Genomic DNA, 25210 nt, shown 5'->3' on the forward strand with positions numbered 1-25210 from the left:
AATCACGACGCGTGTAAATCTTTCCGTTTATCCTCACAAATTTAAATCATACTGAATAGCTTCAGTATTGGAGTGATTGATGACAATCTCACTTAATGGCCAGTGGTTGCTTGCGTGTATTCAACGTCCTGCAATTCAAGACCTTCATATTGATTTGCCGGGTGATGTTCATTCGGCATTATATGCAGCCGAAGAGATCCCTGATCCATATTGGGCAACCAATGAAAAAAAAGTTCAGTGGGTCGGTGAGTGCGACTGGATTGTCAGCCGCCACTTTGAATTAACGGCCGAACAACTGACGTGTAATGCCATGGACTTGGTATTAAATCAGCTTGATACGGTAGCTGAGATTCGCATTAATGGTCATACCGTTGCTGATTTTACAAATATGTTCATGCGCCATAAGGTGGATGTATTAAGCTGTTTGCAAGTCGGTACTAACCGTATTGAAATTGTGCTACATCGTGCGGATTTAGAAGCTAAAAGTCGTGCAGATAAACTGCCATTCCCAGTACCGTGGGCAGAAGGGAATAATCAAATTCCATTCATGAATACGTTGCGTAAACCTCAATTTCACAGTGGTTGGGATTGGAGTATTTGTTTATCTGTATTGGGTGTTTATGGCGATATTGTATTGCAGCCGATTGAGCATGTACGCATTAGCCATTTAGCAACCAAGCAGAAATGGCACCAACAAGAGTGTGAGTTAGCGGTCACTTTACATTATGAAGTTGTCTCTGAAAAAGGACTGGCTAATGCGTCGGTTACTTTTGATGGACAAACCTTTTGTCTAACGCTTGATCGTGAAGCAACCAAAGCCAGTGTTATTTTCCGTATTGATAATCCCCGTCATTGGTGGCCTGCAGGCTACGGTAAGCAACGGTTATATAAATTAGCTTTAGAAGCTGATGGGGTTGCTATTACCAAGCAAATTGGCTTACGCAAGTTAGAATTAGTTACTGAAGATGATGATCACGGCCAAAGTATGGTGGTGATGGTCAATGATGTGCCGATTTCAGCTCGTGGTGCAAATTGGATCCCTCTGGATGCGATGCCTGCGCGAATGAGTGAACAGCGTTACCGTAGTTTATTAACTGATGCCGCAGCGGCCAACATGAACATGCTGCGAGTGTGGGGCGGTGGCATGTATGAAAAAGACATTTTTTATAATATCTGTGATGAATTGGGGCTGCTTGTTTGGCAAGATTTGATGTTTGCTAATGCGCTGTACCCATCAACCCCTGATTTTATTGCAGAAGTTGAACAAGAAGTTGAATATCAAGTTCGACGTTTAAAAGATCATCCAAGTTTAGCGTTGTGGTGCGGTGATAATGAAGTGCTAGGGGCGATTAATCGTGATCCTGAATCGCGTCAATATCGTGAGAAGCATCTGCTTAATTACGATCGTCTCAATCGTACCTTAGCTGAGGTGGTTGAACGTGAAGATCCATCACGTCGTTTTTGGGCGAGTTCACCATGTAATGGTGAATTAGATATTATCGATACATGGCACCATGATCCTCTACGGGGTGACATGCACTGTTGGGATGTGTGGGATAGCGGTAAAGAGTTTGATACTTATTTGCAAGTAACGCCACGTTTTTGCTCGGAATTTGGATTTCAATCTTGGCCATCATTGCCAACGATAAAGAGTTTCTTACCTGAGCAAGATTGGAATATAAGCTCGCCAAGTTTTGAAAATCATCAGAAAAGTAGCCATGGTAATTCGGTTATTACCGAGATGTTTACCCGCTATTTCCGGTTTCCAAATGGTTTTGTCAATATGCTGTATTTATCGCAAGTGCAACAGGCATTGGCGGTGAAAACAGCGGCTGAATATTGGCGTACTCAAAAACCGATTAACCGTGGAATGTTGTTTTGGCAATTAAATGATTGTTGGCCTGTGAGCTCATGGTCATCATTAGAATACAGCGGCCGTTGGAAACAATTGCATTACCATGCGCGGCGCTTCTTTGCGCCGCAAATCGCCACGTTTACTCGTGATCAACAAGGGCTTAAATTACACCTCGTTAATGATGGCCGTAAAAATACCGAGTTAAAAGGCGAAGTGGTATGGCAAAGTTGGGAAGGGGAAATTCTTTATCGTGAGCCCATTTCTCAATATTTAGAAGCTGACTCAACTAAAGTGGTATGGGAATGGCTAAATGAAGATTTAGACGGCCATGAACAAGACGGTTTTTTCCATGTACATTTACATAGTGGCCAACAATTAATTGAAAACACGTGGTTTCCAGCGCGGCCTAAATACTGTGAGTTAGCTTGTCCTGATTTACGGTTTGAAGTTGCAGAGCACAATAATGATATCGTGGTAATGCTAAGTAGCAGTAAGCCCGCTTTCTTTGTGCATTTGGAATTTGAGGGTGAAGGTCGATTTGAAGACTCAAGTTTCACTCTGGTACCGGAACACCAGCGTCAAATTAAATACATTGGCTCAGCAAGCTATGATGAAGTGGCGCAAGGGTTACGTGTCTACCATCTAAAACAAAGTTATTAGTCACAGTGAAATTACCCCTGCCTGTTATTGAATAGCATTAACAAGCAGGGGTACTTTTAGAATGTTTTGATCATTTTAATTTCGCAGCCACCATGGCCGGTGTTACCCATTCGTTGCGGTATTTCAACAAAGCCTAGAGATAGATATAAATCTACCGCTTCTTTAAGCACTGCAGTTGTTTCTAGATAACAGCCTTTATAGCCTTGTTGACGTGCAAATTTTAATGCTTGTACAGCTATTTTTCTTGCAAATCCCTTTCCTCGCAGTTCTGGTAAGAAATACATTTTCTGCAATTCACACCAACCATCTTGACCTGCAAGTGCCGCTATACCGCCACCACCTAAAATATGATGGTCTTTTTCTATAACCCAATAATAGTTCATCTCGGGCTGGTATATTTCTGCCATATTATCGAGGGTTGGATCACTAAAACCATAGCCTTTATCACTTGTAAGACCATATTCCATTGATACGTTACGAATAATTGTTGCAATGGCAGCGTTATCTAATGGCGTAATACTACGAACATTATACTGTTGTTGTTGTTCTGTCGCTGTGATTGCACGAGAGTAACGATGTAAACTTTTCGCTAAACACTGTATTTCATCATCATCAAGTTGTTCTAAAATCTGCTGGCTATTGAGATTAAGTTGATGATGTAGTTGTTGTAGTACTTGATGTCCTGTTGTTGTTAGTTGTGATAATTGGCTACGACGATCGGTTGGATGAGAGATCGTGGTGATTAAATCTTGATTCAGTAGCATCGCGAGATTACGACTGGCATTTGATTTATCAACTTTTAAAAGTATCGCCATTTGATTAACGCTACATGGACCTTGTTCTAGTTCAATTAAGGTATGAGCTTGCACTGGGGTTAATGCAAAGGTACCACATTGGTTATTAAGCATGCCTAGTTGGCGTACTAAGTGTCGAGAAAGTTGGCGTAATTGTTGAGGTTGCATAACATATCCTTGTTGTTGTTAACCGCAACTAAATAATAGTTGCGGTTAACAACAAAAACAGTGATAAGGATCTTATTATGATATTAATGGTGCAAACACACCATCATTGACATTAATTGCTGAGGCGCATTTTGATGATGCTGCTTTTTTTGCCATACTCGTTCGTGCAGATAATAAGCCAAGGTATTGATTGTTGGCTCGATCATTGCCATGGTGCTACCAATAAGAATATCTCCCGTTAATAAATACACCACTGTAAAAGCGACACTAAAATGCAATATAGCGAAACTGATTGTCTTTTTACTTGGAGAAGAATATTGGGTTTGAATGAGCTTTTTAGTTTGCCATACTTTTTCGTGGAAGTAGAAGGCAACGGTATTAACCATGGGTTCTATTAAAGCAATCAGGCCACCGATCAAAAGATTGCCCGTTAATAGGAATGCCACACTAAAAGCAACGGTAAAATGGATAATGGCAAAACTGAGAGTCTTTTTCATAAGGTCAATCTCATTAATTTGATGTAATGAGTATTACAAACCTACTTCAATAGGTAAATTTGGTATTTTATATATCACCAATAGATAAAAGCTATCATTTGCCTGTATTTCTAAGCGAGCCGTGTTTTTAAAATGAAGGGGGAATTGTGCAGTTGAGGGAAATAAAAAAACCGACGTCAAAGCGTCGGTTTTTTATTTAGTCAGTAAACAATAAGTTATAGCGCAGCAATCGTTGCTTTTTGCTCAGTCAGTTTAACCAGTGTTTCTTCGTAACCCGCTAGCTTTTCACGCTCTTTAGTGATCACGATTTCAGGCGCTTTAGCAACAAAACCTTCGTTGCTTAGCTTGCCAGAAGTGCGTTTGATTTCGCCTTCCATTTTCGCGATTTCTTTATCTAAACGTGCTAGTTCAGCGTCTTTATCGATCAGACCCGCCATTGGGATCATCAATTCAGATTTACCCACAAGTGCTGTTGCACAAGCTGGGGTGGCTTCACCGTCAGCCAATACTTTCACTTCTTCTAGTTTTGCTAGAGATTTCAGTACAGTAAGGTTGGCTTCAACGCGTGTTGCATCAGCAGCATCAGCGACTTTTAGCATGACTGATAATGGCTTGCTTGGCGCGATATCATATTCAGCACGTAGGTTACGAATACTCGTGATAAACGCTTTAACAAACTCAATGTCAGTGATTGCTGCTTTATCAAATTGCGCTTCATCAAACTGAGGCAATGCCTGGTTCATGATAGTTTCACCTTCAACACCGTCAACCAGCGGCTTAACGCTCTGCCAGATTGATTCAGTGATGTAAGGAAGAACTGGGTGCGCAAGACGTAATGTCTTCTCAAGTACTGTGATTAGCGTATGACGCGTTGCACGTTGTTGTGCTTCAGTGCCTTTCCATAGAACAGGTTTTGTTAGCTCTAAGTACCAGTCACAGAATTGGTTCCAGATGAACTCATAAAGTACACCTGCTGCCATGTCGAGACGGAAGTTATCAATATGGGTATTGAATTCTTTTGCCGCTAGTTGGAATTGTGATTCAATCCACTTATCAGCAACTGAGTATTCAAGCTCGCTACCTGCTGCGAAACCACAATCTTGATCTTCTGTGTTCATCAGTACGTAACGGCTTGCGTTCCATAGCTTGTTACAGAAGTTACGGTAACCTTCAAGACGCTTCATGTCCCAGTTGATGTCACGGCCAGTAGAGGCCATAGCAGCAAGAGTGAAACGTAGCGCATCGGTACCGTATGGTTCAATACCTGCTTCAAATGTCTTACGAGTGGCTTTTTCAATCTTCGCTGCAAGTTGTGGTTGCATCATGTTGCCACAACGCTTCTCTACTAGAGACTCAAGATCAATACCGTCGATCATGTCGATAGGGTCGATTACGTTACCCTTAGACTTAGACATTTTATCGCCGTTTTCGTCACGGATAAGACCGGTTACGTAAACAGTTTTAAATGGTACTTGTGCTTTGCCGTCTTCATCTTTACAGAAGTGCATGGTCATCATGATCATACGTGCAACCCAGAAGAAGATGATATCAAAACCAGTTACCAACACATCAGATGGGTGGAAGGTTTGAAGATCAGCGGTGTTTTCTGGCCAGCCTTGAGTACCAAATGTCCATAGTGCTGAAGAGAACCATGTATCAAGTACGTCGTTGTCTTGGTTTAGTACCACAACTGGAGCAAGGTTATGTTTTTCACGTACTTCAGCTTCGTTACGACCAACATAAACATTACCGTCGTTATCGTACCAAGCTGGAATACGGTGACCCCACCACAACTGACGTGAAATACACCAATCTTGAATGTCACGCATCCATGAGTAGTACATGTTTTCGTACTGCTTAGGAACAAATTGGATATCGCCATTTTCAACGGCTTTAATCGCAGGTTCCGCTAATGGTGCTGCGCGAACATACCATTGTGCTGTTAGCATTGGTTCAATAACCACGCCACCACGATCGCCATAAGGAATGGTTAGATCATGATCTTTAATTTCTTCTAACAGGCCGAGCTCGTCAAATTCAGCAACGATAGCTTTACGGGCTGCAAAACGCTCCATACCTTGGTATTTCGCAGGGATTTCAGTGCTGTAAACATCACTTTCTTCGCCGTTAGTGGTGAAGACTTCAGCCGCATCACGAATATCAGCATTAAAGGTTAGGATGTTGATCATCGGTAGGCTATGACGCTTGCCTACTTCGTAGTCGTTGAAATCGTGTGCTGGGGTGATTTTTACACAACCCGTACCTTTATCCATGTCCGCATGCTCATCACCTAAAATAGGGATGCGACGGCCAACGATAGGTAGAATGATTTCTTTGCCGATCAGATCTTTATAACGTGGATCTTCAGGGTTTACCGCAACACCTGTATCACCCAGCATGGTTTCTGGACGGGTTGTTGCTACCACAATGTAGTCTTTACCATCTGCTGTTTGTACGCCATCAGCAAGTGGGTAACGGAAGTGCCACATGTGACCTTTAACATCTTTGTTTTCAACTTCGATGTCAGAGATTGCTGTGTGTAGTTTTGGATCCCAGTTAACCAGACGCTTACCACGGTAAAGTAGATCTTCTTGGTAAAGGCGAACGAAAACTTCTTGAACTGCATTTGATAGACCATCATCCATCGTGAAGCGCTCACGATCCCAGTCTACAGATGCGCCAAGGCGACGAAGCTGTTTGGTGATAGTGCCACCAGATTCGTTTTTCCATTCCCAGATCTTATCGATGAAAGCATCACGACCGTAGTCATGTTTAGTTTTGCCTTCTTCAGCAGCGATCTTACGCTCCACAACCATTTGGGTAGCAATACCTGCGTGGTCAGTACCAACCTGCCATAGGGTGTTTTTACCTTTCATACGCTCACAACGGATCAGGGTATCCATAATGGTATCCTGGAACGCGTGGCCCATGTGTAGGCTGCCTGTGACGTTTGGTGGCGGGATCATAATGCTGTAAGCATCTTTAGATGTATCACCATGAGGCTTAAAGTAACCAGCCTCTTCCCAGCGCTGATAAAGCGCTTGTTCAATTGATTGTGGGTTGTATGTCTTTTCCATAGCGCTCTTAGAAGGATTCTATTCTATGTGGAATTAAGGCGTCTCAGTAACAGCATTGGCAGTCGTAATTTGAATGCCAGCAAGGCGATAAGCCTTGTAACGCTCGCGCGCTTGCTGTTTGAGCGTTTCATCGCAAGGGACAAAGTCTACCACTTGTGCAAAGCTAACCGCAAAATTTGCGACAATTTCGGCTAAATTAATTAATACTGCGCGGTGTCCGCTATAACGTAAACCGGGCCAACCAATCTCAACCGGCGATCCGCCTCTTGGCCCTTCTCCAAGTAAATTGTGAGGGATAAAGTTGTCGGGATCTTGTTGCCATAGATATTCATCTATTTGTTCTGCTTGTTGTTTATCTGCTGCAAGTAAGTAAACACGTAATCCTTGACGGTAACTCATGGCTGCGCAACGACAAGCAAAATGCCACTGAAAATCACTATCAGCGCCATCTTGCTTATCATCTAATATATAAAACGTAGCATGAGTCATAAATTAATGTCCTAAAAGAAAAGGGCCAATGGCCCTTTTCTGAATGTCTTATTCGACAATCTCTTGGCCTGCTCGATTGAGAAGGAATTGGACCAACAATGGCACAGGACGTCCAGTTGAGCCTTTTGCAGCACCGCCTTTCCAAGCTGTGCCTGCAATATCAAGGTGAGCCCAGTTGTATTTCTTGGTAAAACGCGACAAGAAACAACCCGCCGTAATGGTACCAGCACCTGGTGAGCCTAAGTTCGCCATATCTGCAAATGGACTGGCAATTTGCTCTTGGTACTCATCACTCATCGGTAGACGCCAAGCACGATCGCCTGCTTGTTCTGAGGCATTAATTAACTCATGCGCTAATGGATTATGGTTACCCATTAAGCCACTAATATGATGACCAAGCGCCACCACACATGCGCCCGTTAATGTGGCTACATCAACCACACATTCAGGCTCAAAACGCTCAACGTAAGTTAATGCATCACATAATACCAATCGACCTTCGGCATCGGTATTTAGCACTTCAACCGTCTGACCTGACATGGTGGTTAAAATATCACCGGGGCGATAAGCGTTACCACCGGGCATATTTTCACAACCCGCCAGTACACCAACAACATTAATCGGTAGATTCAGTTTTGCCAGTGCCTTCATGGTACCAAATACAGATGCAGCACCACACATGTCGTACTTCATCTCATCCATTTGTGCGCCAGGTTTGATAGAAATACCACCTGAATCAAAAGTTAAACCTTTACCCACAAGAACAATGGGTTTGGTTTCAGGATCAGGATGGCCTTTGTATTCAATAACTGACATCATGGCTTCGTTTTTAGAGCCTTGACCAACAGCAAGGTATGATGTCATACCTAAAGTTGCCATTTCTTGCTCACCAATAATTTTGGTACTTACTGTTTCAAAATCATCAGCTAAACGACGTGCCTGTGAGGCTAAATAAGCAGGATTGGCAACGTTAGGTGGCATATTACCAAGGTCTTTACTGGCTTTAACACCCGATGAAATAGCAAGACCATGTGCAATCGCACGTTCGCCCAAAGAAAGCTCACGGCGAGTGGGTACATTAAAAACTAACTTGCGTAGTGGACGGCGCGTCTCTGGCTTGTTACTTTTAAACTGGTTAAAGGTATAAAGGCTATCTTTAGTCGTTTCTACTGCTTGACGTACTTTCCAGTAGGTATCGCGACCTTTAACATGTAGCTCGGTTAGGAAACATACCGCTTCCATTGAGCCAGTTTCATTTAAGGTGCTAATGGTTTTCTTGATGATTTGTTTGTATTGGCGTTCGTCAAGTTCACGCTCTTTACCACAACCAACAAGTAGTACTCGTTCTGACAATACGTTGGGAACATGGTGTAATAACAACATCTGTCCTGGTTTACCTTCAAGGTCACCACGACGTAATAATGAGCTAATATAGCCATCACTAATTTTGTCTAGCTGTTCCGCGATTGGAGAGAGGCGACGTGGTTCAAATACGCCCACGACAATACACGCACTGCGCTGTTTTTCGGGGCTACCGCTTTTGACACTGAACTCCATGCGTACTCCTAACATCCTATAAAGACAATTAACGCTAAATGTTAGATAATACCACACTTGCTTGCTCTGCCGAGATTTCGGTATAGGCTTAAAGCGCGGACTTACATTCAGCCGAAAGATAAAAAAATAACTAATTTAACCAAAAACTATAGTGATTCCATCAAAAAAACAAGTTTTCTATGGGAATATAACGCGTGATTATTGTTAGGTATTTGACGAGAGAGACAGTAAAAAGCCAATTAGCAGTACTTTTTGTGCTTTTTCTTGTCTTTATTAGCCAAAAGTTCATTCGCATTTTAGCACAAGCGACGGATGGTTCGATTCCGAGCGATCTGATTGTGACTTTAATGGGGCTTTCTATTCCGGCAATGGCATTGCTGATGTTACCACTGAGTTTATATATTGGTATTTTACTTACATTTGGCCGTTTGTACGCTGAAAGTGAAATTACCGTAATGAGCGCCACAGGCATGGGAAATAAATTTCTTATTCGTGCCGCATTAGCTTTAGCTTTAATTACCGGCTCGATAGCCACCGCCAATGCATTATGGGTTGCGCCGTGGGCTCAAAATAAAATTGAACAGATTACCGATCAAGCTAAGGCTGATCCGGGTTTAAATATGCTGGTCAAAGGAACATTCCAAATGGCACCTAATGGCTCAGGGGTGGTATTTGTTAATGACATTACCGATAAAGGTTCCAAATTACATAAAGTGTTTATTGCCCAATTAAAAGCGCAAGATTCATTACAACCGAGTGTAATGGTGGCTGATCGTGGTTTTGTCACCGAACAAGCTGACGGTCGTCAAATGTTAGACTTACAGCAAGGTACCCGTTATGAAGGTGTGCCTACTAAACTTAATTATGCCATTACACAGTTTGATAATTACCAAGCGTTAATTGGTCAGCGTAAAGTGAAACAAGGCTCTCGTGATTGGGAAGCGAAAACGACCGCTGAGTTATTAAAAGATCCAAGTTTAGCGGCAACTGCTGAATTGCAATGGCGATTATCGTTAATTTTATGTATTCCACTATTAGTTATGATTGTGGTGCCATTATCTGCGGTTAACCCTCGTCAGGGACGTTTTGCTAAATTAGCGCCTGCGGTATTAATTTATTTAGCGTATTTCTTAGCAATATCATCAGCAAAATCTGCGATTGAAGATGGTTTTATTCCTGGTTGGATGGGAATGTGGCCGATTAATATTGGCGCGTTATTGATCGCAATCGCTTTAAATAGCTGGGATAGTTTACCGATTCGACGCCTCAAAGATAAATTACGGAGACGTGGTTAATGTTTAAAATTCTCGACTGGTATATTGGCCGAACTATTATTGCAACATCGGCATTAACCTTATCAACTCTCGTCGGACTCTCTGCCATCATTAAATATGTTGAGCAGCTACGTAAAGTCGGTCAAGGCAGTTATGATTTACTGAAAGCATTGTATTTTGTGTTGTTATCCATGCCACAAGATATCGTAACATTTTTCCCGATGGCGGTATTACTTGGCGCTTTGATTGGTCTAGGTATGTTGGCATCAAGCTCTGAGCTGGTGGTGATGCAAGCGGCAGGCTTTTCTAAGTTAGATATTGGTTTATCAACCTTAAAAACCGCAGTGCCGTTAATGATCATTGTGACGTTACTTGGGCAATGGGGCGCACCGCAAGCGCAAAAGTCAGCGCGTGAGTTGCGAGCTTTATGGATCAGTGGCGGTAGTATGCTATCGGTTCAAAGTGGTGTGTGGGCAAAAGATGATAATGATTTTATTTATCTTGGTCGTGTGCATGATAAAAACCAAATCGATGTGGTCAATATTTGGCAATTTAATAACCAAGATAAACTGTTGGATGTGTTATCTGCAAAAACGGCAACTTATGACGTGAAGCTTGGCTGGACGATGCATAATGTGACGGTAACGGATATGACTAACAAGGCGCAGATTACCAATACTCATTATGATACTAAGAAATGGGATACAACATTAACCCCTGATAAGTTAGCGGTGGTTACGGTAAAACCAGAAGAGCTATCACTGTCTGGGTTATATGATTATGTGGGTTATTTAAAAGAATCTAAGCAAGATGCAATGCGTTATGAACTCGCCTTTTGGCGTAAAGCACTGCAACCTGTCTCCATTGGAGTAATGATGTTGCTAGCATTGTCATTTGTCTTTGGGCCGTTACGCTCGGTGACGATGGGAGCGCGCGTGTTATCTGGGGTTATCTTTGGATTTGCATTTTATATTTCCAATGAAGTCTTTGGCCCGATGAGCTTAGTCTATAACTTACCCCCTGTTATTGGTGCTCTTGCGCCTAGTCTGGTGTTTTTAGCTATTACGATTTATTTACTTCGACGTAAATTATAGTGATTAAAAAAGGAGCCTAAGGGCTCCTTTTTTATTACTGATTTTTATTAAGACTGATGATGTATTAGTGCACTTTTTCAGTTACGACCATTTCACATTCCGCCATAATATCTTGCATTGAACGGCGCTTATTATTAAAGGCAAGTAAGTTACCTAAACCAAATGCTGATGTTGCAATACGAATAAAAGCTTGAGTAATTTTAATATGAGAACCATCTTCATTTTGAAGTTTTAGTTTCCATGCTCGCATTCCCAATGTTTGTCCTGCTTGAGTCCAAAAGTAGCTATAAAAACCAATAATAACGATAGCAAGGTAAGCGCTATATAACATGCTTGCTGTAGGATTCGACATCAAATAAGCACTGGCATCTTGGTAGTCACCTAAAGTGAGCACACCCACCGCGAGTAAAGTGGCAACAATGGCCATTGCCAGTGCGCCTGCAACCATTAAAATAGCAGTGACGATAAGCGTATCGTAGAACCAAGCCCCTAAACGACGTAATAAACTAGGATATTGGTGTGAAACGGTAGTTTGTAGCTGTTTCTTTTTCTGCATGATGGTTCCAGTATCAATAATGGTTGGGCAAGTCCTTGTTGTCGGCAGTGTAGCAGTAAATTAAATGCGAATGAATGTACAAAATTGCTACAAAATATATTAATACTCATATTGATTTCGGTCTGATTATCATCAATAAATTAATATTGGATCAAAAAACCAACGCTTAACATTTAATATAGTAAATTGTATGGATTAACGCTTGCGCATCAATACGATATACGTATAATAGCCGCCATAAGCCCGAGTGGTGAAATTGGTATACACGACGGATTCAAAATCCGTTTCCTTCGGGAGTGACGGTTCAAGTCCGTCCTCGGGCACCAAATTTCAGAGAAAAGCCTTAATCGTAAGATTGAGGCTTTTTTTTTGCCTCATGGTTATTCCAACTTTCTTAAGTTCGCTTTTCACCTTGTCATCAATCAAAGGAAAGCGGGTTTAAGTCCCCCTTGTTATTTTTTACCATTAGTTATATTTGGTAATCACTATAGTGATAGCTCATCAAAAGCCTCAACTTGATGTTGAGGCTAAATGTCAGTGATCTTTGTTGTTAAAACACAGTATAGGGAATGATGACTTGTAAGCGGACATCAGTTTCATCTTTACCGACTGTCGCTGATTTAACTTCATCACGAGTTAACCATGTAGTGTGTAGCTGTACCACACTGCCTTTTAATGTGCTTTGCTGTAAGGTGTATCCAATCGTACCGTTGACCGCGGCTTCACTGCTATAGCCGACTTTAGTTTGATCCATTCCTGAGCCATATCCTACACCCATGTAGTAATTCCAGCCATTGCCTGCATTAAACGATAAGCGGTTATACAATGATGTTTCACCTGATTGGTTCCAATCAGATAATGCATCCCAAAATTGCGACCAGCTACCATTATTCATCGCATAGGTATAGATGGTACGTGGCACAATCTCAATGTCGTTATGGCTATTAGCGTACCTTAACTGTGATAACCAGCCCCAGCGGCCTTGATTAATATTTAGAGATAAACCACTCATATATCCTAAGCCGTTATATTTAACTTTATCCTTAACACCATAAAAATCAGCGGCTAATATTATTTGGCTATTAACAATATACTGGGTATAGAATTTATAAGATATTGGATTAACACTACGATTACTGTCGCTATAATGCACATCCATAGCTTGGCCTATACCAAGGTTGTAGCTAAAGTTACCGAATTGATTCGCATAGCCTATTGAATGCAAGTAATTCCATTTAGTGTTTGCCCAGCCAATATAATCATCTTCACTCAGTAACCAAGGCGCAGTGTATTTATCAGCCCAAAAATAGGTTAACTTGCCACTACCAATATAGGCGTTAACTTCTAAACCGCGATAAGTACCTGGAACAAATGACCAGACGTTACCCACAGTACCATTACTCGTTGATTGAATTAAGCCGACCTTACCCTTAAAAATATCGTGGTATTGAAATTTAACCGCAGCAGTATAAAGCTTGAAATGTGGGCCATCACCTGCGCCCCAATCTTGGTTATTTGATAATGAGATCTCATTTGATAAATATTCATCATTATCATTTTGAAGACTATTGTTATAGATATCTCCTGCTAAATAACCAGCAACATCGACGCCTATAAATTGATTGTAATAGCCTGAATTAAAATCAACGATAGCGTTATAAGATGAATAATTTAATCGACTATGAAAATCAGAGTTAGGGTGAGTATTATTGCTACGAACACGAGTATCACTGATGAGTTTTGTATTAAGTGATGAGCCGTTAATAAAGCCATGTTGAGGTGTGGTGTTAGCAATTGCTAACGGGGAAAGTGTTACTGCTCCAATGATAGCGATGGAGAGTAATGTTTTTTGCGTAGCCAAGCATTTCTTCATATAAGATCTCATTATTATTGTTATTTTTTAATTAGTGACTATCAATTGCTAGCTTTTTATTGACACTAATAATGCGAGTCGTTGAAACCTAAATCTATATTGAAGAATGGAATTTTATGTTGTTGTTTTTAATGGCTAATAATGTTTTTTTTGTGACGTATATTTACTGTTGTTGGCTGGTGGGCGGTCAGTTTATTAACAAATCCTTTTGCGCAAGACTTGTTAAAAAATTTTAGCTAGCGATAATGCGATATTATAAACAGGTATATTCCTAGTTACTGGTAAATGTAGGTGTAATGAAGATTCCTCCACGATTACAACCCCTAGTTGAAGATGGTCTTATTGATGACGTTTTATCTCAACTGATGAGCGGTAAAGAAGCCTCTGTGTATGTTGTTCGCAGTGGTGGCAAAATTTGTTGTGCTAAAGTCTATAAAGAAATTGATCAACGCAGCTTTAAGAAAGCGGTAACTTACCGTGAGGGGCGTAAGGTACGTAATAGTCGTCGTGCTCGCGCGATGGAAAAAGGCTCAAAGTTTGGTAGAGATGAGCAAGAAAAAGTATGGCAACAAGCTGAAGTTGATGCTTTGTCTTTATTACTAAAAGCGGATGTACGCGCACCTATTCCTTACGGTTGTTTTGACGGTGTGTTGTTAATGGAATTGATCACTGATGCCGATGGTGCTGTTGCGCCTCGCTTAAATGATATTACGCTAACGAAAGAACAAGCTTTACGCGATCATGCGGTGATGATTAATTACATCACCCGTATGTTATGTATTGGTATTATTCACGGTGATTTATCTGAATTTAATGTGCTTGTTGATGGTCAAGGTCCTGTGATTATCGATTTACCTCAAGCCGTAGATGCTTCAGCAAATAATAATGCGAAATGGATGCTTGAGCGTGATGTAAATAATATGGCGCATTATTATGGCCAATACGCACCTGAATTACTTGAAACGCAATATGCGAAAGAAATGTGGGCATTGTTTCAGGCTGGCACTCTCAATCCTGATACTGAATTAACGGGTGTATTTATTGAAAGTGAAATGGATGCTGATATTGATGGCTTAATGGCTGAAATTAATGCTGTGATGGCAGAGGCTGAGTTACGCCGAGCTCGATTGATGGATACCAATGAAGAAGAATGTGAGTAATCACTATCTTTGTTTACTGTTTAATATTGTTATTAAAAAAGCTTCAATTAACGATTGAAGCTTTTTTATGGCTGCTATTTAGGAAATGAGTAACTTGCAATCACCGCTTTAGCTTGGCCGTTACTATTAACCGCGGCGATACCAATGCCGAGTGCTTTAAAATGCACGGGTTGAAACTGATCACCATAATTTGTCATAAATTGGGTCAGTTTATGCGGATCAGATTGTGCTAATAAGGTGATATGTGGTTCAAAATTAGTAAATACATTTGGACTGCCATAGCGCTGAAATGCAGCTAATTTTTCAGGATAGTGGCTTACCCATGTCGGAATTTTTGGATCCATGGTTCGAAGTGGGGCCGCCATTATTGCTGCGGTATCGGCTAATCGTTGTAACTCAGGTGTATTGTTAACATCCAGCATTAACCAATTTCCTTTTGTCCGTTGAATATGATCCAGCGTTAAATCAAAACGGTGCCATTGGTTTGCCAGTTGTTGCGCTTGTTGTTTGAGTGAGTTGAGATTATTAGTTGGGTATTCAGTTAAATAAAGCGTGATATGTGGCAGAAAGCCTTGGCTATAAAGTGATGCTAATTGCTGTTGTTTAAGTTGGTTACTGATGGTCGATACGGTTTTATCAACGGTATGATTAGGAATGAGAAACAAGTTATAGCTAATAGTGTTTGATGGCTGTGGTACTGAGGGGTTAGCAATAACGGCAGGGCTAATACAGATACATACTAAGGCTAACAGATGTTTTTTAAACATTTCAATGTTCTGCTTTAAAGTCAGTGATATGACACTTTATACCTTTTTGGCGTGCATTTTTGTTAGAGTGATAACAAAATAATCAAAAAAGGCATGCTCAAAGCATGCCTTAATAATCGTCGTATCAATAATCGATATTATTGTTTGATCACTTTTACTTTGTAAACACCATCAACGTTGTAAACACCGTGAATGTCAGTTTCAAAGCCTGGGAAGTGATTACCAATTTCACATAGCATTTCAAGGAAATCTAATACTGGGCGAGATTGCTCTGTTACCATTTCACCAGGAAGTACTACAGGCACACCTGGAGGATAAGGTAAGATCATATTGGCACTGATTTCGTTTACCATTTCAGATAATGGTATTTCACGCACTTCACCACGTAACTCTTGTTGCCATGCAGCATGTGGTGTCATCTTCATTTCTGGTAGCACATCAAATGCTTTGTACATTAGCTCTGGTAATTGGTATTTCACTGTTAGATCGTGAATACTTTGAGCCAGATCTTGGACACGCATATTAGCGTAGAATTGAGGATCTTCTTTAAATAGTGATGGTAAGAATGACTTGATGGTCATATTACGATCATAACCACGTTTAAACTCAGTAAGTGCACGCAATAGTTGCATTGCTTTTGGCTTATCTATACCGATAGAGAACAAGAATAATAGGCTGTATGGACCCGTTTTTTCTACGACAATACCGTGTTGATCAAGGAACTTAGCTACGATAGACGCTGGAATACCTGATGTTAACAGCTCACCATCTTCGTTCATTCCCGGTGTTAGTAGGGTGATCTTGATTGGATCAAGGAACATATGATCTTCATCGATATTCTTGAAGCCATGCCATTTTTCATTGGGCTTTAGGTTCCAACATTCAGTGGTATCGATGTTCTCAGGTTGCCATACATCAAAGAACCAACCGTCACATTCTGAGCGTAGTTTTTTGATTTCTTTACGGAAACGAATTGCGCGATCAATAGAGTCTTGAATTAAACGACGACCAGCGTTGCCGTGCATCATTGCTGCAGAAATTTCAGCTGACGCCACAATACCGTATTGTGGTGAGGTTGAAGTATGCATCATAAAGGCTTCGTTGAAAGATTCTTCTTCTAATTGGCCTTTTACATGGATCATTGATGCTTGTGAGAATGCCGCTAATAATTTATGGGTTGATTGGGTTTCATAGAACACTTTACCCGGCATTGCTTCACCACTCATACCACACTTACCTTCGTAAATAGGGTTAAAGTTAGTGTAAGGCACCCAAGCACTGTCAAAGTGAATAAACTTAGTATCCAATGATTCTTTGATAAATTGGGTGTTATAGAACAAACCGTCATAAGTTGAGTTTGTAATAACCGCATAGCCAGGTTTAGTTGCACCAGGAGTGTTAGCCACTTTTTCAGCAATCACTTCACGGCTAAATTCACTCTTAGGAATACCACCTAAAATACCGTAAGCATTACGTGTAGGACGGAAATAAATTGGCACAACATCGGTCATCATCATCATATGAGTTAATGATTTATGACAGTTACGGTCAATCAGTACTGTGCTACCTGCTGGTGCTGAGAACATACCAACAATTTTATTCGCTGTTGAAGTACCGTTAGTCACAATGTAAGAACGATCAGCGTTAAACGTACGCGCAATATATTCTTCAGCTTCTTTGTGAGGACCTGAGTGATCTAACAATGAGCCAAGTTCAGGCATTGAGATTGAAATATCTGCTTTAAATGTATTTGCACCGTAGAAATCGTAGAAAATACTACCTACTGGGCTTTTATTAAATGCTGTACCTGACATGTGACCCGGAGTACAGAATGTATATTTAGCTTCATCAACGTAGTTAAATAATGCTTTGGTTAACGGCGGTAGAATACTGTCTTTGTAGTCTTCTGTTGCTTGCTCAATTTTATGCGCAATATCAGAAGCACTACCAAGGCAATATTCAAAGAAGTAAATATTTAAGCGAAGATCTGCTAAGTTAATATCGAGTGTTGAATGCTCGTTAGCAAAGGCATATAGCGGTAGTTTTTCGTTAATTTGATTAATTTGTTGGCATAAGTCTAATGAGTAAGTATCCCAGTCAAAAATCACACCACTGATACGTGGGTTCATTTCAAGTAGCTTCATTAAATCCTTATCATCAACAGGATAAACGACTTTATAACCGCGAGTAGCTAGTGCTTGTTCTAATTCTTGTACTGGGTATTTTTTGAAGAATACGCCTAAATTATTTAATATTGCAATGGTATTCATTTTGAATATCTCCAGGGTAAGCAAAGGCGCACCACTCCAATTAGGGAGGTGTAATTGTGCGCCTTGATAATATTATGAGGTTCGATATTTAGTGAGATTGTGCGACTTTATTCGCCTGTTCTTGTTGTTCTAGTTGTAAGTGTTGACGGAAGCCAAGCTTACGAGCGTAGAACATGAAGATGGCTAGTGAAACAACGAAAGTTGCAGCTAATGCAGATGGATCGGCACCAATAAGGGCGATAAAGCAGAAGATACATGCGACACCTGCAAATAACATCACAAACACATTGCGCGTTGTCATACCTTCATAACGAATTAAGTTAACCGCTGAGTAGAAGTAAGGCAGCATAGTTAATAACACAGCATCTGACGTTAAAATATCAAATAGGTTAGATGCATGGCTGTCACTTGAGCTAAATAGCGTGATAACAATCATAAGAATTGTCATCATGATAGATGCAAGAACTAAGCCTTTTTTTGCAACGCCATTTTTATCAGTTTCACCAAAAACAGCAGGGAAGTTACCGTCACGAGCTGCACGTTTGCCAGCCTCACCGACCAACATCATCCAAGAACCTAGAGATGTAAAGCACGCTAAAGCGGTAAATGCTGCAACAAATGGCGCAGTCCAAGCACCGAAGATTGCTGTCGTAGCGAGTGCAAATGGCGCACCAGAAGCTGCAACTTCAGAGGCTGGGAACATACCAGCAATAACTTGGGTTGATAGAATATAGATAACACCGGCAATAATCGTACCGAGTAAGGTTGCTAGTGGTACGGTTTTCTTCGGGTTTTTCACCATACCAGAAGATACCGCTGCTGATTCAACACCCACAAATGACCATAGAGTTATCAATACAGCACTGACTATCGCATGAGAGTTTGAGCTGTGTGATGTATTCCAGTTTTGCATGTAAGTCGTTGCATCAAAATGCCCCCAACCTACAACAGCAGTACCAACGATAGGAACAAGAATAAGGACTAAACCCAGTGTACATAAGCGGCTTACCCATGAACCACCAAGCAGGTTAATAATGGTGAAAATCCATACTGAAGCAATAGTCGCGATAGCTGCTGGAATAGTGTTATTCAAAATTGGGAAGAACACAGAAAGGTATGATACCCCAGTGATTGCAATCGCAAGGTTACCAATCCAGTTAGCATGGTAATAAAGCACACCTGTTTGAAAACCAAAGGCAGGAGAAACTTCACCAGCGTATGCAATTGGGCCACCTTCTTGTGGGTTATTCGTTGCTAAGCGAGCGTAAACAAAAGCTAATGATAACGCGCCAATTAAACAAATAATCCAGCTATAAATAGATATAGAACCTACTTTTGCTAATGTCGAGGGTAACAGAGCAATACCACTACCCATCATGTTACCGGCTACAACACCAGTACAGGCTATTAAGCCTATTTTTTTTGACGTATCGGATGACATGCAACAATCTCCAAAAAATATAATTATATTTCAAGTGGTTAAACATATTTAACGGCAGAGATAATACTGGTTGATTGCTATAGTTATTATCAATGACGAGTAATTGCGAATTAATCTACAGCAGATAGAAAAGTTAATTAAATAACCTTCTACTCAAAGATTGAAAAATAATAATTTTGGTTTTTTTTAACTTATTTTATTTTTGTTTCCTTGTTAATCAGTAACTTAAAAGTGGTGTGAAAAAATAATTTATTTATCAATTAAATAAAGGTCGCTTCATAATTCATATAAGGATTGAGTTATCATTAATATAAGCCTTTAACGAATGTCATCATGACTTAAAATGTATCACCATAAGAGCAACGCAATAAGAATATAGAGACACTAAAATGGCGTCTTCAATCGATTATTCTTGGTCGCTGAATTACGTGTCATATTGATTAAAAGACGATATAGAGGTGTTAACTTTAATGTGGCGGTGTGGATTCAGAAGCGTTTATTTGTGATATAAAAACCAATTTCTCACAGAGCTGCTGAGTTTCTTGCGAGGGATCTAAATATAAAGCCATACTATAGTATTCGTTAGCTTGTTTTTGTTTATGTGTTAGTTGGCTTATTTTTCCTAATAAAATATAACGTAATGCTGTATTTTGTTTAGATTGCAATGCCGCAAGTGATAGATAATGTTCAGAAGCAATTAGATCGCCTTGATAAAGATTATTTAGTGCTAACGCATCATATATTTCACTAGAGATAAATTGAGAAGGGTTGGTAATGCTTTTTTCTAATTCTTTGCCATAATTCATTAACGTAGGCATGGATGTTATTTTATTATTGATAGTTAGCATAATTGAATAAGCAAGGTATCGCTTTGCTAATAAATAGCTATTATTAGGGGCATCTTTAATAAGTTCATTTATGCTTTTAATGTAACTTATATTTGCGTCACCATTATTATTTATAGCATTGGGCAGCGCCAGATAGCCATATAACGTATTAGCATTCGTTAAGTTAAGTCTATTGTTGGTATTTTTATGATTATAATTTAATGACTGTATTAATTCATTGAGTAGTTTATCAATTACGATATAAGCATTATTACGATCGATATGAATGTTTTTTTGTAACATGATTGTTTTTGAAATGTTGTTAAATAATTCAATGTGCAGTTGGTGTTGTTGATTTATATATAAAGAGAGAGTTTTACCCGCAGTAGGTTGAGCACTAAAACTGCTGATATAGTTTGTTGAGGCAAATAGTGAATCTTTTATTATGTTTGCGATTGAATTCAATTGATTTGTCGGTGATTGCGGAGGGGATTCAATATGAATTAAGCGCGGATTTAATACAGCGATAGGAAGAATAACCTTTTCGTTGCTCCAGCTTATAAAAATTATAGTTATCAAAAGCATAGTTAAAATGCAGAAATCAAAGAACCAATGATTCCATTTGATAGTATTTGAATGAGTTACTGTGATCGATGGGGCGTCTTTTGACGTTTCATTAAACGCACGTGTCATTGGCCCTGCGGGAAATGATGTTTGTATTGAAGTATCATTGGTATGTTCATGTGAAGAATGAAATTCCTCTAACTTAAAGCCTGTATTGGGATCGACATATATTTGTTGTACGTCGATATCAAGTTTATAACCTCGTTTAGGGATGGTTATAATCCAATGGTCTTCATCCATTTTTTTTAGTGTTTTTCGTAATTCAAAAATAGATTGTGTTACTACTTGCTCACTAACAACAGCACCATCCCAAACATTTTCAATTAATTCATCTCGTGTGAATACAATACCTTGATGCTGGGATAAAAAAGCTAATAGCTTAGTTATTCTAGGTTCGATAATATAATTTTTTCCTGATTTATATAAACAATTTTCTGTTGTAATTAATAACCAGTTATTAATTTTATAATTTACCCAAGCCATTTGGTTTTAATTCTATTAATTATTATGATGAGATTAATTCTATATTATTTGCTTTTATATATAGATGGAATTTTTTATTCTAGCGTTAACTGTAATTTCATATTTCATTTATAACTGTAAATTTTAAATAATTATTCAAATTCCGATATTTTGTGAGGTTGATCACGTTTTTTATTCTGTGGTTATTTATTTTAAAGAAAGCCAGTAATTGAATTATAAATATGATTTTTTTAAATAAATATTCGATTACCTAGATTTTTTTATAAAACGATTAATAGAAGAAGGTAATATCATGTTAGACACTGAAGTTGATGAAAACAGGCTGATTGCTGAACGTCGCGCAAAACTTGATCATATTCGTAAATCAAGCAAAGCTAATGGTCACCCTAATACTTTTCGTCGCTTGAAATTAGCCCGTGATTTGATCTGTGAGTATGAAAATAAATCAAAGGAAGATTTAATTAATACCACTTATACAACAGCGGTTGCTGGCCGTATTATGGCTAAACGAGGCCCATTCCTTGTATTACAAGATGTCTCTGGACGAATTCAAGTTTATGCTGATAAGCAAGTCCAAGAACAATTAAAAGAACAATATCATGGACTAGATATTGGCGATATTATTGGCGTGAAAGGCCAGTTACACCGTTCAGATCGCGGTGAACTTTATGTCAATATGGATCAGTATGAATTACAGACTAAAGCATTACGTCCATTGCCTGAAAAATACCATGGCTTAACGGATCAAGAACAACGTTACCGTCAACGCTATGTTGATTTGATCATTAATGAAGAATCACGCAATACCATGATTATGCGTTCAAAAGTGGTTGCTGCGATTCGTCAATTCATGATTAAACAACAATTTATGGAAGTTGAAACACCCATGATGCACCCGATTGCTGGCGGTGCATCTGCTCGACCTTTTGTGACTCACCATAATGCGTTAGATATAGATATGTACCTTCGTATCGCGCCTGAGCTTTACTTGAAACGTTTAGTTGTTGGCGGTTTTGAACGTGTGTTTGAAATTAACCGTAATTTCCGTAATGAAGGCCTATCACCTCGTCATAATCCAGAATTTACCATGATGGAATTTTATATGGCGTATTCTGATTACAATGACTTAATTGATTTTACAGAAAGCTTATTAAGTACTATTGCAAAAGATCTTTGTGGCAATACTGCATTACCTTATGGTGAGCATGTTATTGAGTTTAATGGACCTTATACTCGAATGACGATGCTTGCTGCGATTCAACATTACACTCAAGATAATGCACGTATTCAAGCATTAACTTATGATGATGTTAAGAATCGTGAACTAATGGCAGATATCGCACGAGAAGTTGGTTTAACCGTTGAACCATTTTGGACTTGTGGTCAGTTATTAGAAGAAATCTTTGGTGAAACGGCTGAACCTCAGTTAATTCAACCGACTTTTATTACTGGCTACCCAGCTGACATTTCCCCATTAGCACGTCGCAGTAATGAAGATTCATTCCTAACTGATCGGTTTGAGTTTTTTGTTGGTGGTCGTGAAGTTGCGAATGGCTTCTCTGAACTTAATGATGCACAAGACCAAGATGCACGTTTTAAAGCCCAGATGGATGCTAAAGACGCTGGTGATGATGAAGCAATGCAGTATGACGAAGATTATATTCGAGCACTAGAATTTGGCTTACCGCCAACAGCCGGTGAAGGGATTGGTATTGATCGCTTAGTGATGTTATTTACTAACGCACATACGATTCGTGATGTGATTTTATTCCCATCAATGCGTCCTAATAACAATAATTAATGAATGAATAAAAGCAGCTTTACCACTGCTTTTATTTGATTATAAAAAAAGCCTCAAGATGAGGCTTTTTTCTTATGCTATTTTTCTATTAGTGACCATCGTGGCTATTGATACGGTGTTTGGTAACAAAACCAACCAATACACACATAACAAATACAGCAGCATAAAGCGCATTCGCGGTAACTAAAGCCGCATGTGTGCCATAGTTTTTAACGATAGGGCTTGTTACAACGAAAGTTAGCATTGTACCAACCGTGCCGCATAGCAGAATAAAGTTAACCAATTTTGGTGAGGATACTTTAGTTTGCTGTGAGCCTAAGGTAATAATAGTGGTGTAAATCGCACTACTGATAAAGCCAAGCGCTGAAATAATGTAGATAAGATTATGTGGATCTGTATCTTTATTAAATAGGTACATGAGTACTGTCGCTAAACCTGATAAAACGACAACAAAATAATGAAGGTCGAATTTTTTCAGTAATACACTGAAAATCCACATACCAATCATGTAAGCACCCCAGAAGTAACTTACCAATTGGCTTGCGCTACTAATAGATAGGCCTAGCTTTTGAGTTGCGTATTCAGGAATCCAAGAAATAAAGCCGAGTTGGCCTAAGATGTAACATAAAGCGGCAATCGCTAGAAATATTACAGCCACACCCCATTTTTCTTTAGGTTCATTTGTTGCAGCTTCTTGAGGTGCATCTTTACCTAGTACTGGGAATGTAGACATCAATGTTAGGATAAAAATAGCAAGGTAGATAATACCGATTGCAGCATATACCCAGTACCATTGCATGTGGTGTGCGAGTACGGCTGCTGAAATTACAGGGAAAATCATACCAGCCATACTGAAAAATGAATCAGTAAACAGTAAACGAGAACCGCGTTCTTTGCCGTCGTAAATATGAGTGATTAAGTAAGTACCAATAGACATGGTAATACCACTGACAACACCTAATACAAACATACAGCCAGAGAAGATAGCAAGATTATGGCCAAAAATAAGACCAAGAATTGCTAACAGCATGAGAATGAAACCAAAAATGAGCTGGCGTTTAAGCGGCACAATTTCCATTAACCATACGTTAAGGAAGATAGAGATTAAAATACCGGTATTAAGAAAAGTGAACGTGTTGCTCATGCTCGATATTGGTAAATCAAAATATTTGGCAATATCTCCCATAACGATACCGGTGACGATAATCAGAGATCCAGTAAGGGCATAGGATAAGAAGCTTATCCACGTCAGAAGGATGCGATTCTGGTTTGTCATAGAAAATCCTGTATAACTTTCAATTATAATTAAAGAGGCAAACGGAATGCCAATTAATGAAAGGGCTGAATCCTAACATAAGGACTAGCTTTGTTTGTGACACATGTCACCATTATATGACATAAGGGGATTTATCATACCTATAAGATATGAATAATCAGTATTTATAAGTCGAGTTTTTATTACTGATTGTTTTTATTGTTGTTCTTGTTGTGTGAATTTAAGTTTTTTTAACAATTTATTGCTGTTATTTATGTCTTGTTATTCTTAGTTGGTAAATATTTTGACATTTTTGTTCTGTTTATACTATATGGCTATCTTTTAGTATAAATAGGTAATCTTTTACAGCTCTACTAGCTGCATAAAAAAGCCTGTTAATGATGGCTTTTAGACCGTATTTGGAAAATTTGATTATAGTATGTACGAGGTCGCATTTTTTTTTATTTTTTTGAAAATTAACGCTTGCCAATGTGATCGAAGTCTCTATAATGCGACCTCACTGACACGGAGTAAGCTATTGGCTAGCAACGAAATCAGTGTTGTTCTTTAACAATTTGACCATGCAATCTGTGTGGGCACTCGTTGAATAGTTAAGTCGAAAGATTTATCAATGAACTGAGTGACCAATACAAAATGACGTAAGTTATTTTGGCACAGTCAATTCATT

General features: G+C 39.4%; 17 protein-coding genes and 1 tRNA gene. 6 read left to right on the forward strand and 12 right to left on the reverse strand.

Features of this window, described 5'->3' with window-relative positions:
• The first annotated feature begins 79 nt into the window (after positions 1-79).
• Entirely contained in the window at positions 80-2515 is a 2436-nt protein-coding gene (locus tag C9I86_RS11925; RefSeq protein ID WP_107276438.1) for a glycoside hydrolase family 2 protein, read from the forward strand.
• Between the two features lie 56 nt (positions 2516-2571).
• Here C9I86_RS11925 and C9I86_RS11930 read toward each other — a convergent pair whose 3' ends face one another.
• From C9I86_RS11930 to pepA, 5 genes are all read right to left on the reverse strand, one after another.
• The gene (locus C9I86_RS11930; protein ID WP_107276439.1) at positions 2572-3477 is read right to left on the reverse strand and encodes a bifunctional helix-turn-helix transcriptional regulator/GNAT family N-acetyltransferase; all 906 of its coding nucleotides are present in this window, start codon (positions 3475-3477) and stop codon (positions 2572-2574) included.
• An 83-nt stretch (positions 3478-3560) separates the two neighbouring features.
• Positions 3561-3974, reverse strand: coding sequence for a DUF2061 domain-containing protein (locus C9I86_RS11935; RefSeq protein ID WP_107276440.1), 414 nt, complete (start codon positions 3972-3974; stop codon positions 3561-3563).
• Between the two features lie 215 nt (positions 3975-4189).
• Entirely contained in the window at positions 4190-7051 is a 2862-nt protein-coding gene (locus C9I86_RS11940; protein WP_107276441.1) for a valine--tRNA ligase, read from the reverse strand.
• 33 nt (positions 7052-7084) lie between these two features.
• On the reverse strand, positions 7085-7540 hold the full coding sequence (locus tag C9I86_RS11945; protein WP_107276442.1) for a DNA polymerase III subunit chi: 456 nt from the start codon (positions 7538-7540) through the stop codon (positions 7085-7087).
• Positions 7541-7588: 48 nt separating this feature from the next.
• Positions 7589-9097 (reverse strand): leucyl aminopeptidase, encoded by a 1509-nt coding sequence (gene pepA / locus C9I86_RS11950; RefSeq protein ID WP_080158545.1) that lies wholly within the window; start codon positions 9095-9097, stop codon positions 7589-7591.
• A 194-nt stretch (positions 9098-9291) separates the two neighbouring features.
• Here pepA and lptF point away from each other — a divergent pair, with 194 nt between their 5' ends.
• Both lptF and lptG read left to right on the forward strand, forming a co-directional pair.
• Complete coding sequence (gene lptF / locus C9I86_RS11955; RefSeq protein WP_045036400.1) at positions 9292-10392, forward strand: LPS export ABC transporter permease LptF; 1101 nt, start codon at positions 9292-9294, stop codon at positions 10390-10392.
• Positions 10392-11465 carry an LPS export ABC transporter permease LptG gene (gene lptG / locus C9I86_RS11960; RefSeq protein WP_080158544.1) on the forward strand — a complete coding sequence of 358 codons (1074 nt, stop codon included), beginning with the start codon at positions 10392-10394 and terminating at the stop codon, positions 11463-11465. The genes lptF and lptG overlap by 1 nt, the downstream gene beginning before the upstream one ends.
• A gap of 64 nt (positions 11466-11529) precedes the next feature.
• Here the strand turns inward: lptG and C9I86_RS11965 are convergent, their stop codons facing one another.
• The gene (locus C9I86_RS11965; RefSeq protein WP_080158543.1) at positions 11530-12021 is read right to left on the reverse strand and encodes an RDD family protein; all 492 of its coding nucleotides are present in this window, start codon (positions 12019-12021) and stop codon (positions 11530-11532) included.
• A gap of 241 nt (positions 12022-12262) precedes the next feature.
• Between C9I86_RS11965 and C9I86_RS11970 the strand changes: the two genes are divergently transcribed.
• Positions 12263-12347: transfer RNA gene (locus C9I86_RS11970), tRNA-Leu, on the forward strand.
• A gap of 224 nt (positions 12348-12571) precedes the next feature.
• Here the strand turns inward: C9I86_RS11970 and C9I86_RS11975 are convergent.
• Positions 12572-13894, reverse strand: coding sequence for a porin (locus C9I86_RS11975; protein WP_107276443.1), 1323 nt, complete (start codon positions 13892-13894; stop codon positions 12572-12574).
• A 296-nt stretch (positions 13895-14190) separates the two neighbouring features.
• On the opposite strand from C9I86_RS11975, the gene C9I86_RS11980 reads away from it, so the two are divergent.
• On the forward strand, positions 14191-15054 hold the full coding sequence (locus C9I86_RS11980) for a PA4780 family RIO1-like protein kinase (RefSeq protein ID WP_080158541.1): 864 nt from the start codon (positions 14191-14193) through the stop codon (positions 15052-15054).
• Between the two features lie 74 nt (positions 15055-15128).
• On the opposite strand, the gene C9I86_RS11985 is transcribed toward C9I86_RS11980, so the two are convergent.
• The 4 genes from C9I86_RS11985 to C9I86_RS12000 form a co-directional block, all read right to left on the reverse strand.
• Positions 15129-15821 carry a 2'-5' RNA ligase family protein gene (locus tag C9I86_RS11985; RefSeq protein ID WP_107276444.1) on the reverse strand — a complete coding sequence of 231 codons (693 nt, stop codon included), beginning with the start codon at positions 15819-15821 and terminating at the stop codon, positions 15129-15131.
• Between the two features lie 137 nt (positions 15822-15958).
• Entirely contained in the window at positions 15959-18091 is a 2133-nt protein-coding gene (cadA, locus tag C9I86_RS11990) for a lysine decarboxylase (protein ID WP_080158539.1), read from the reverse strand.
• Positions 18092-18179: 88 nt separating this feature from the next.
• The gene (gene cadB / locus C9I86_RS11995) at positions 18180-19532 is read right to left on the reverse strand and encodes a cadaverine/lysine antiporter (RefSeq protein ID WP_080158538.1); all 1353 of its coding nucleotides are present in this window, start codon (positions 19530-19532) and stop codon (positions 18180-18182) included.
• A gap of 467 nt (positions 19533-19999) precedes the next feature.
• Complete coding sequence (locus C9I86_RS12000) at positions 20000-21466, reverse strand: winged helix-turn-helix domain-containing protein (RefSeq protein WP_107276445.1); 1467 nt, start codon at positions 21464-21466, stop codon at positions 20000-20002.
• Positions 21467-21758: 292 nt separating this feature from the next.
• On the opposite strand from C9I86_RS12000, the gene lysS reads away from it, so the two are divergent.
• Positions 21759-23267, forward strand: a complete 1509-nt coding sequence (gene lysS / locus C9I86_RS12005; protein ID WP_080158536.1) for a lysine--tRNA ligase — start codon at positions 21759-21761, stop codon at positions 23265-23267.
• Positions 23268-23355: 88 nt separating this feature from the next.
• On the opposite strand, the gene tsgA is transcribed toward lysS, so the two are convergent.
• Complete coding sequence (tsgA, locus tag C9I86_RS12010) at positions 23356-24543, reverse strand: MFS transporter TsgA (RefSeq protein WP_080158535.1); 1188 nt, start codon at positions 24541-24543, stop codon at positions 23356-23358.
• Positions 24544-25210: the final 667 nt, after the last annotated feature.

The organism is Photobacterium sp. NCIMB 13483 (assembly GCF_003025475.1).
GTDB classification, from domain to species: Bacteria; Pseudomonadota; Gammaproteobacteria; order Enterobacterales; family Vibrionaceae; genus Photobacterium; species Photobacterium piscicola.

Bases quoted from the DNA above. Each gene is read 5' to 3' on its own strand.
- C9I86_RS11925 (WP_107276438.1), top strand. From the start codon at position 80: ATGACAATCTCACTTAATGGCCAGTGGTTGCTTGCGTGTATTCAACGT.
- C9I86_RS11930 (WP_107276439.1), bottom strand. From the start codon at position 3,477: ATGCAACCTCAACAATTACGCCAACTTTCTCGACACTTAGTACGCCAA.
- C9I86_RS11935 (WP_107276440.1), bottom strand. From the start codon at position 3,974: ATGAAAAAGACTCTCAGTTTTGCCATTATCCATTTTACCGTTGCTTTT.
- C9I86_RS11940 (WP_107276441.1), bottom strand. From the start codon at position 7,051: ATGGAAAAGACATACAACCCACAATCAATTGAACAAGCGCTTTATCAG.
- C9I86_RS11945 (WP_107276442.1), bottom strand. From the start codon at position 7,540: ATGACTCATGCTACGTTTTATATATTAGATGATAAGCAAGATGGCGCT.
- pepA (WP_080158545.1), bottom strand. From the start codon at position 9,097: ATGGAGTTCAGTGTCAAAAGCGGTAGCCCCGAAAAACAGCGCAGTGCG.
- lptG (WP_080158544.1), top strand. From the start codon at position 10,392: ATGTTTAAAATTCTCGACTGGTATATTGGCCGAACTATTATTGCAACA.
- C9I86_RS11965 (WP_080158543.1), bottom strand. From the start codon at position 12,021: ATGCAGAAAAAGAAACAGCTACAAACTACCGTTTCACACCAATATCCT.
- C9I86_RS11975 (WP_107276443.1), bottom strand. From the start codon at position 13,894: ATGAAGAAATGCTTGGCTACGCAAAAAACATTACTCTCCATCGCTATC.
- C9I86_RS11980 (WP_080158541.1), top strand. From the start codon at position 14,191: ATGAAGATTCCTCCACGATTACAACCCCTAGTTGAAGATGGTCTTATT.
- C9I86_RS11985 (WP_107276444.1), bottom strand. From the start codon at position 15,821: ATGTTTAAAAAACATCTGTTAGCCTTAGTATGTATCTGTATTAGCCCT.
- cadA (WP_080158539.1), bottom strand. From the start codon at position 18,091: ATGAATACCATTGCAATATTAAATAATTTAGGCGTATTCTTCAAAAAA.
- cadB (WP_080158538.1), bottom strand. From the start codon at position 19,532: ATGTCATCCGATACGTCAAAAAAAATAGGCTTAATAGCCTGTACTGGT.
- C9I86_RS12000 (WP_107276445.1), bottom strand. From the start codon at position 21,466: ATGGCTTGGGTAAATTATAAAATTAATAACTGGTTATTAATTACAACA.
- lysS (WP_080158536.1), top strand. From the start codon at position 21,759: ATGTTAGACACTGAAGTTGATGAAAACAGGCTGATTGCTGAACGTCGC.
- tsgA (WP_080158535.1), bottom strand. From the start codon at position 24,543: ATGACAAACCAGAATCGCATCCTTCTGACGTGGATAAGCTTCTTATCC.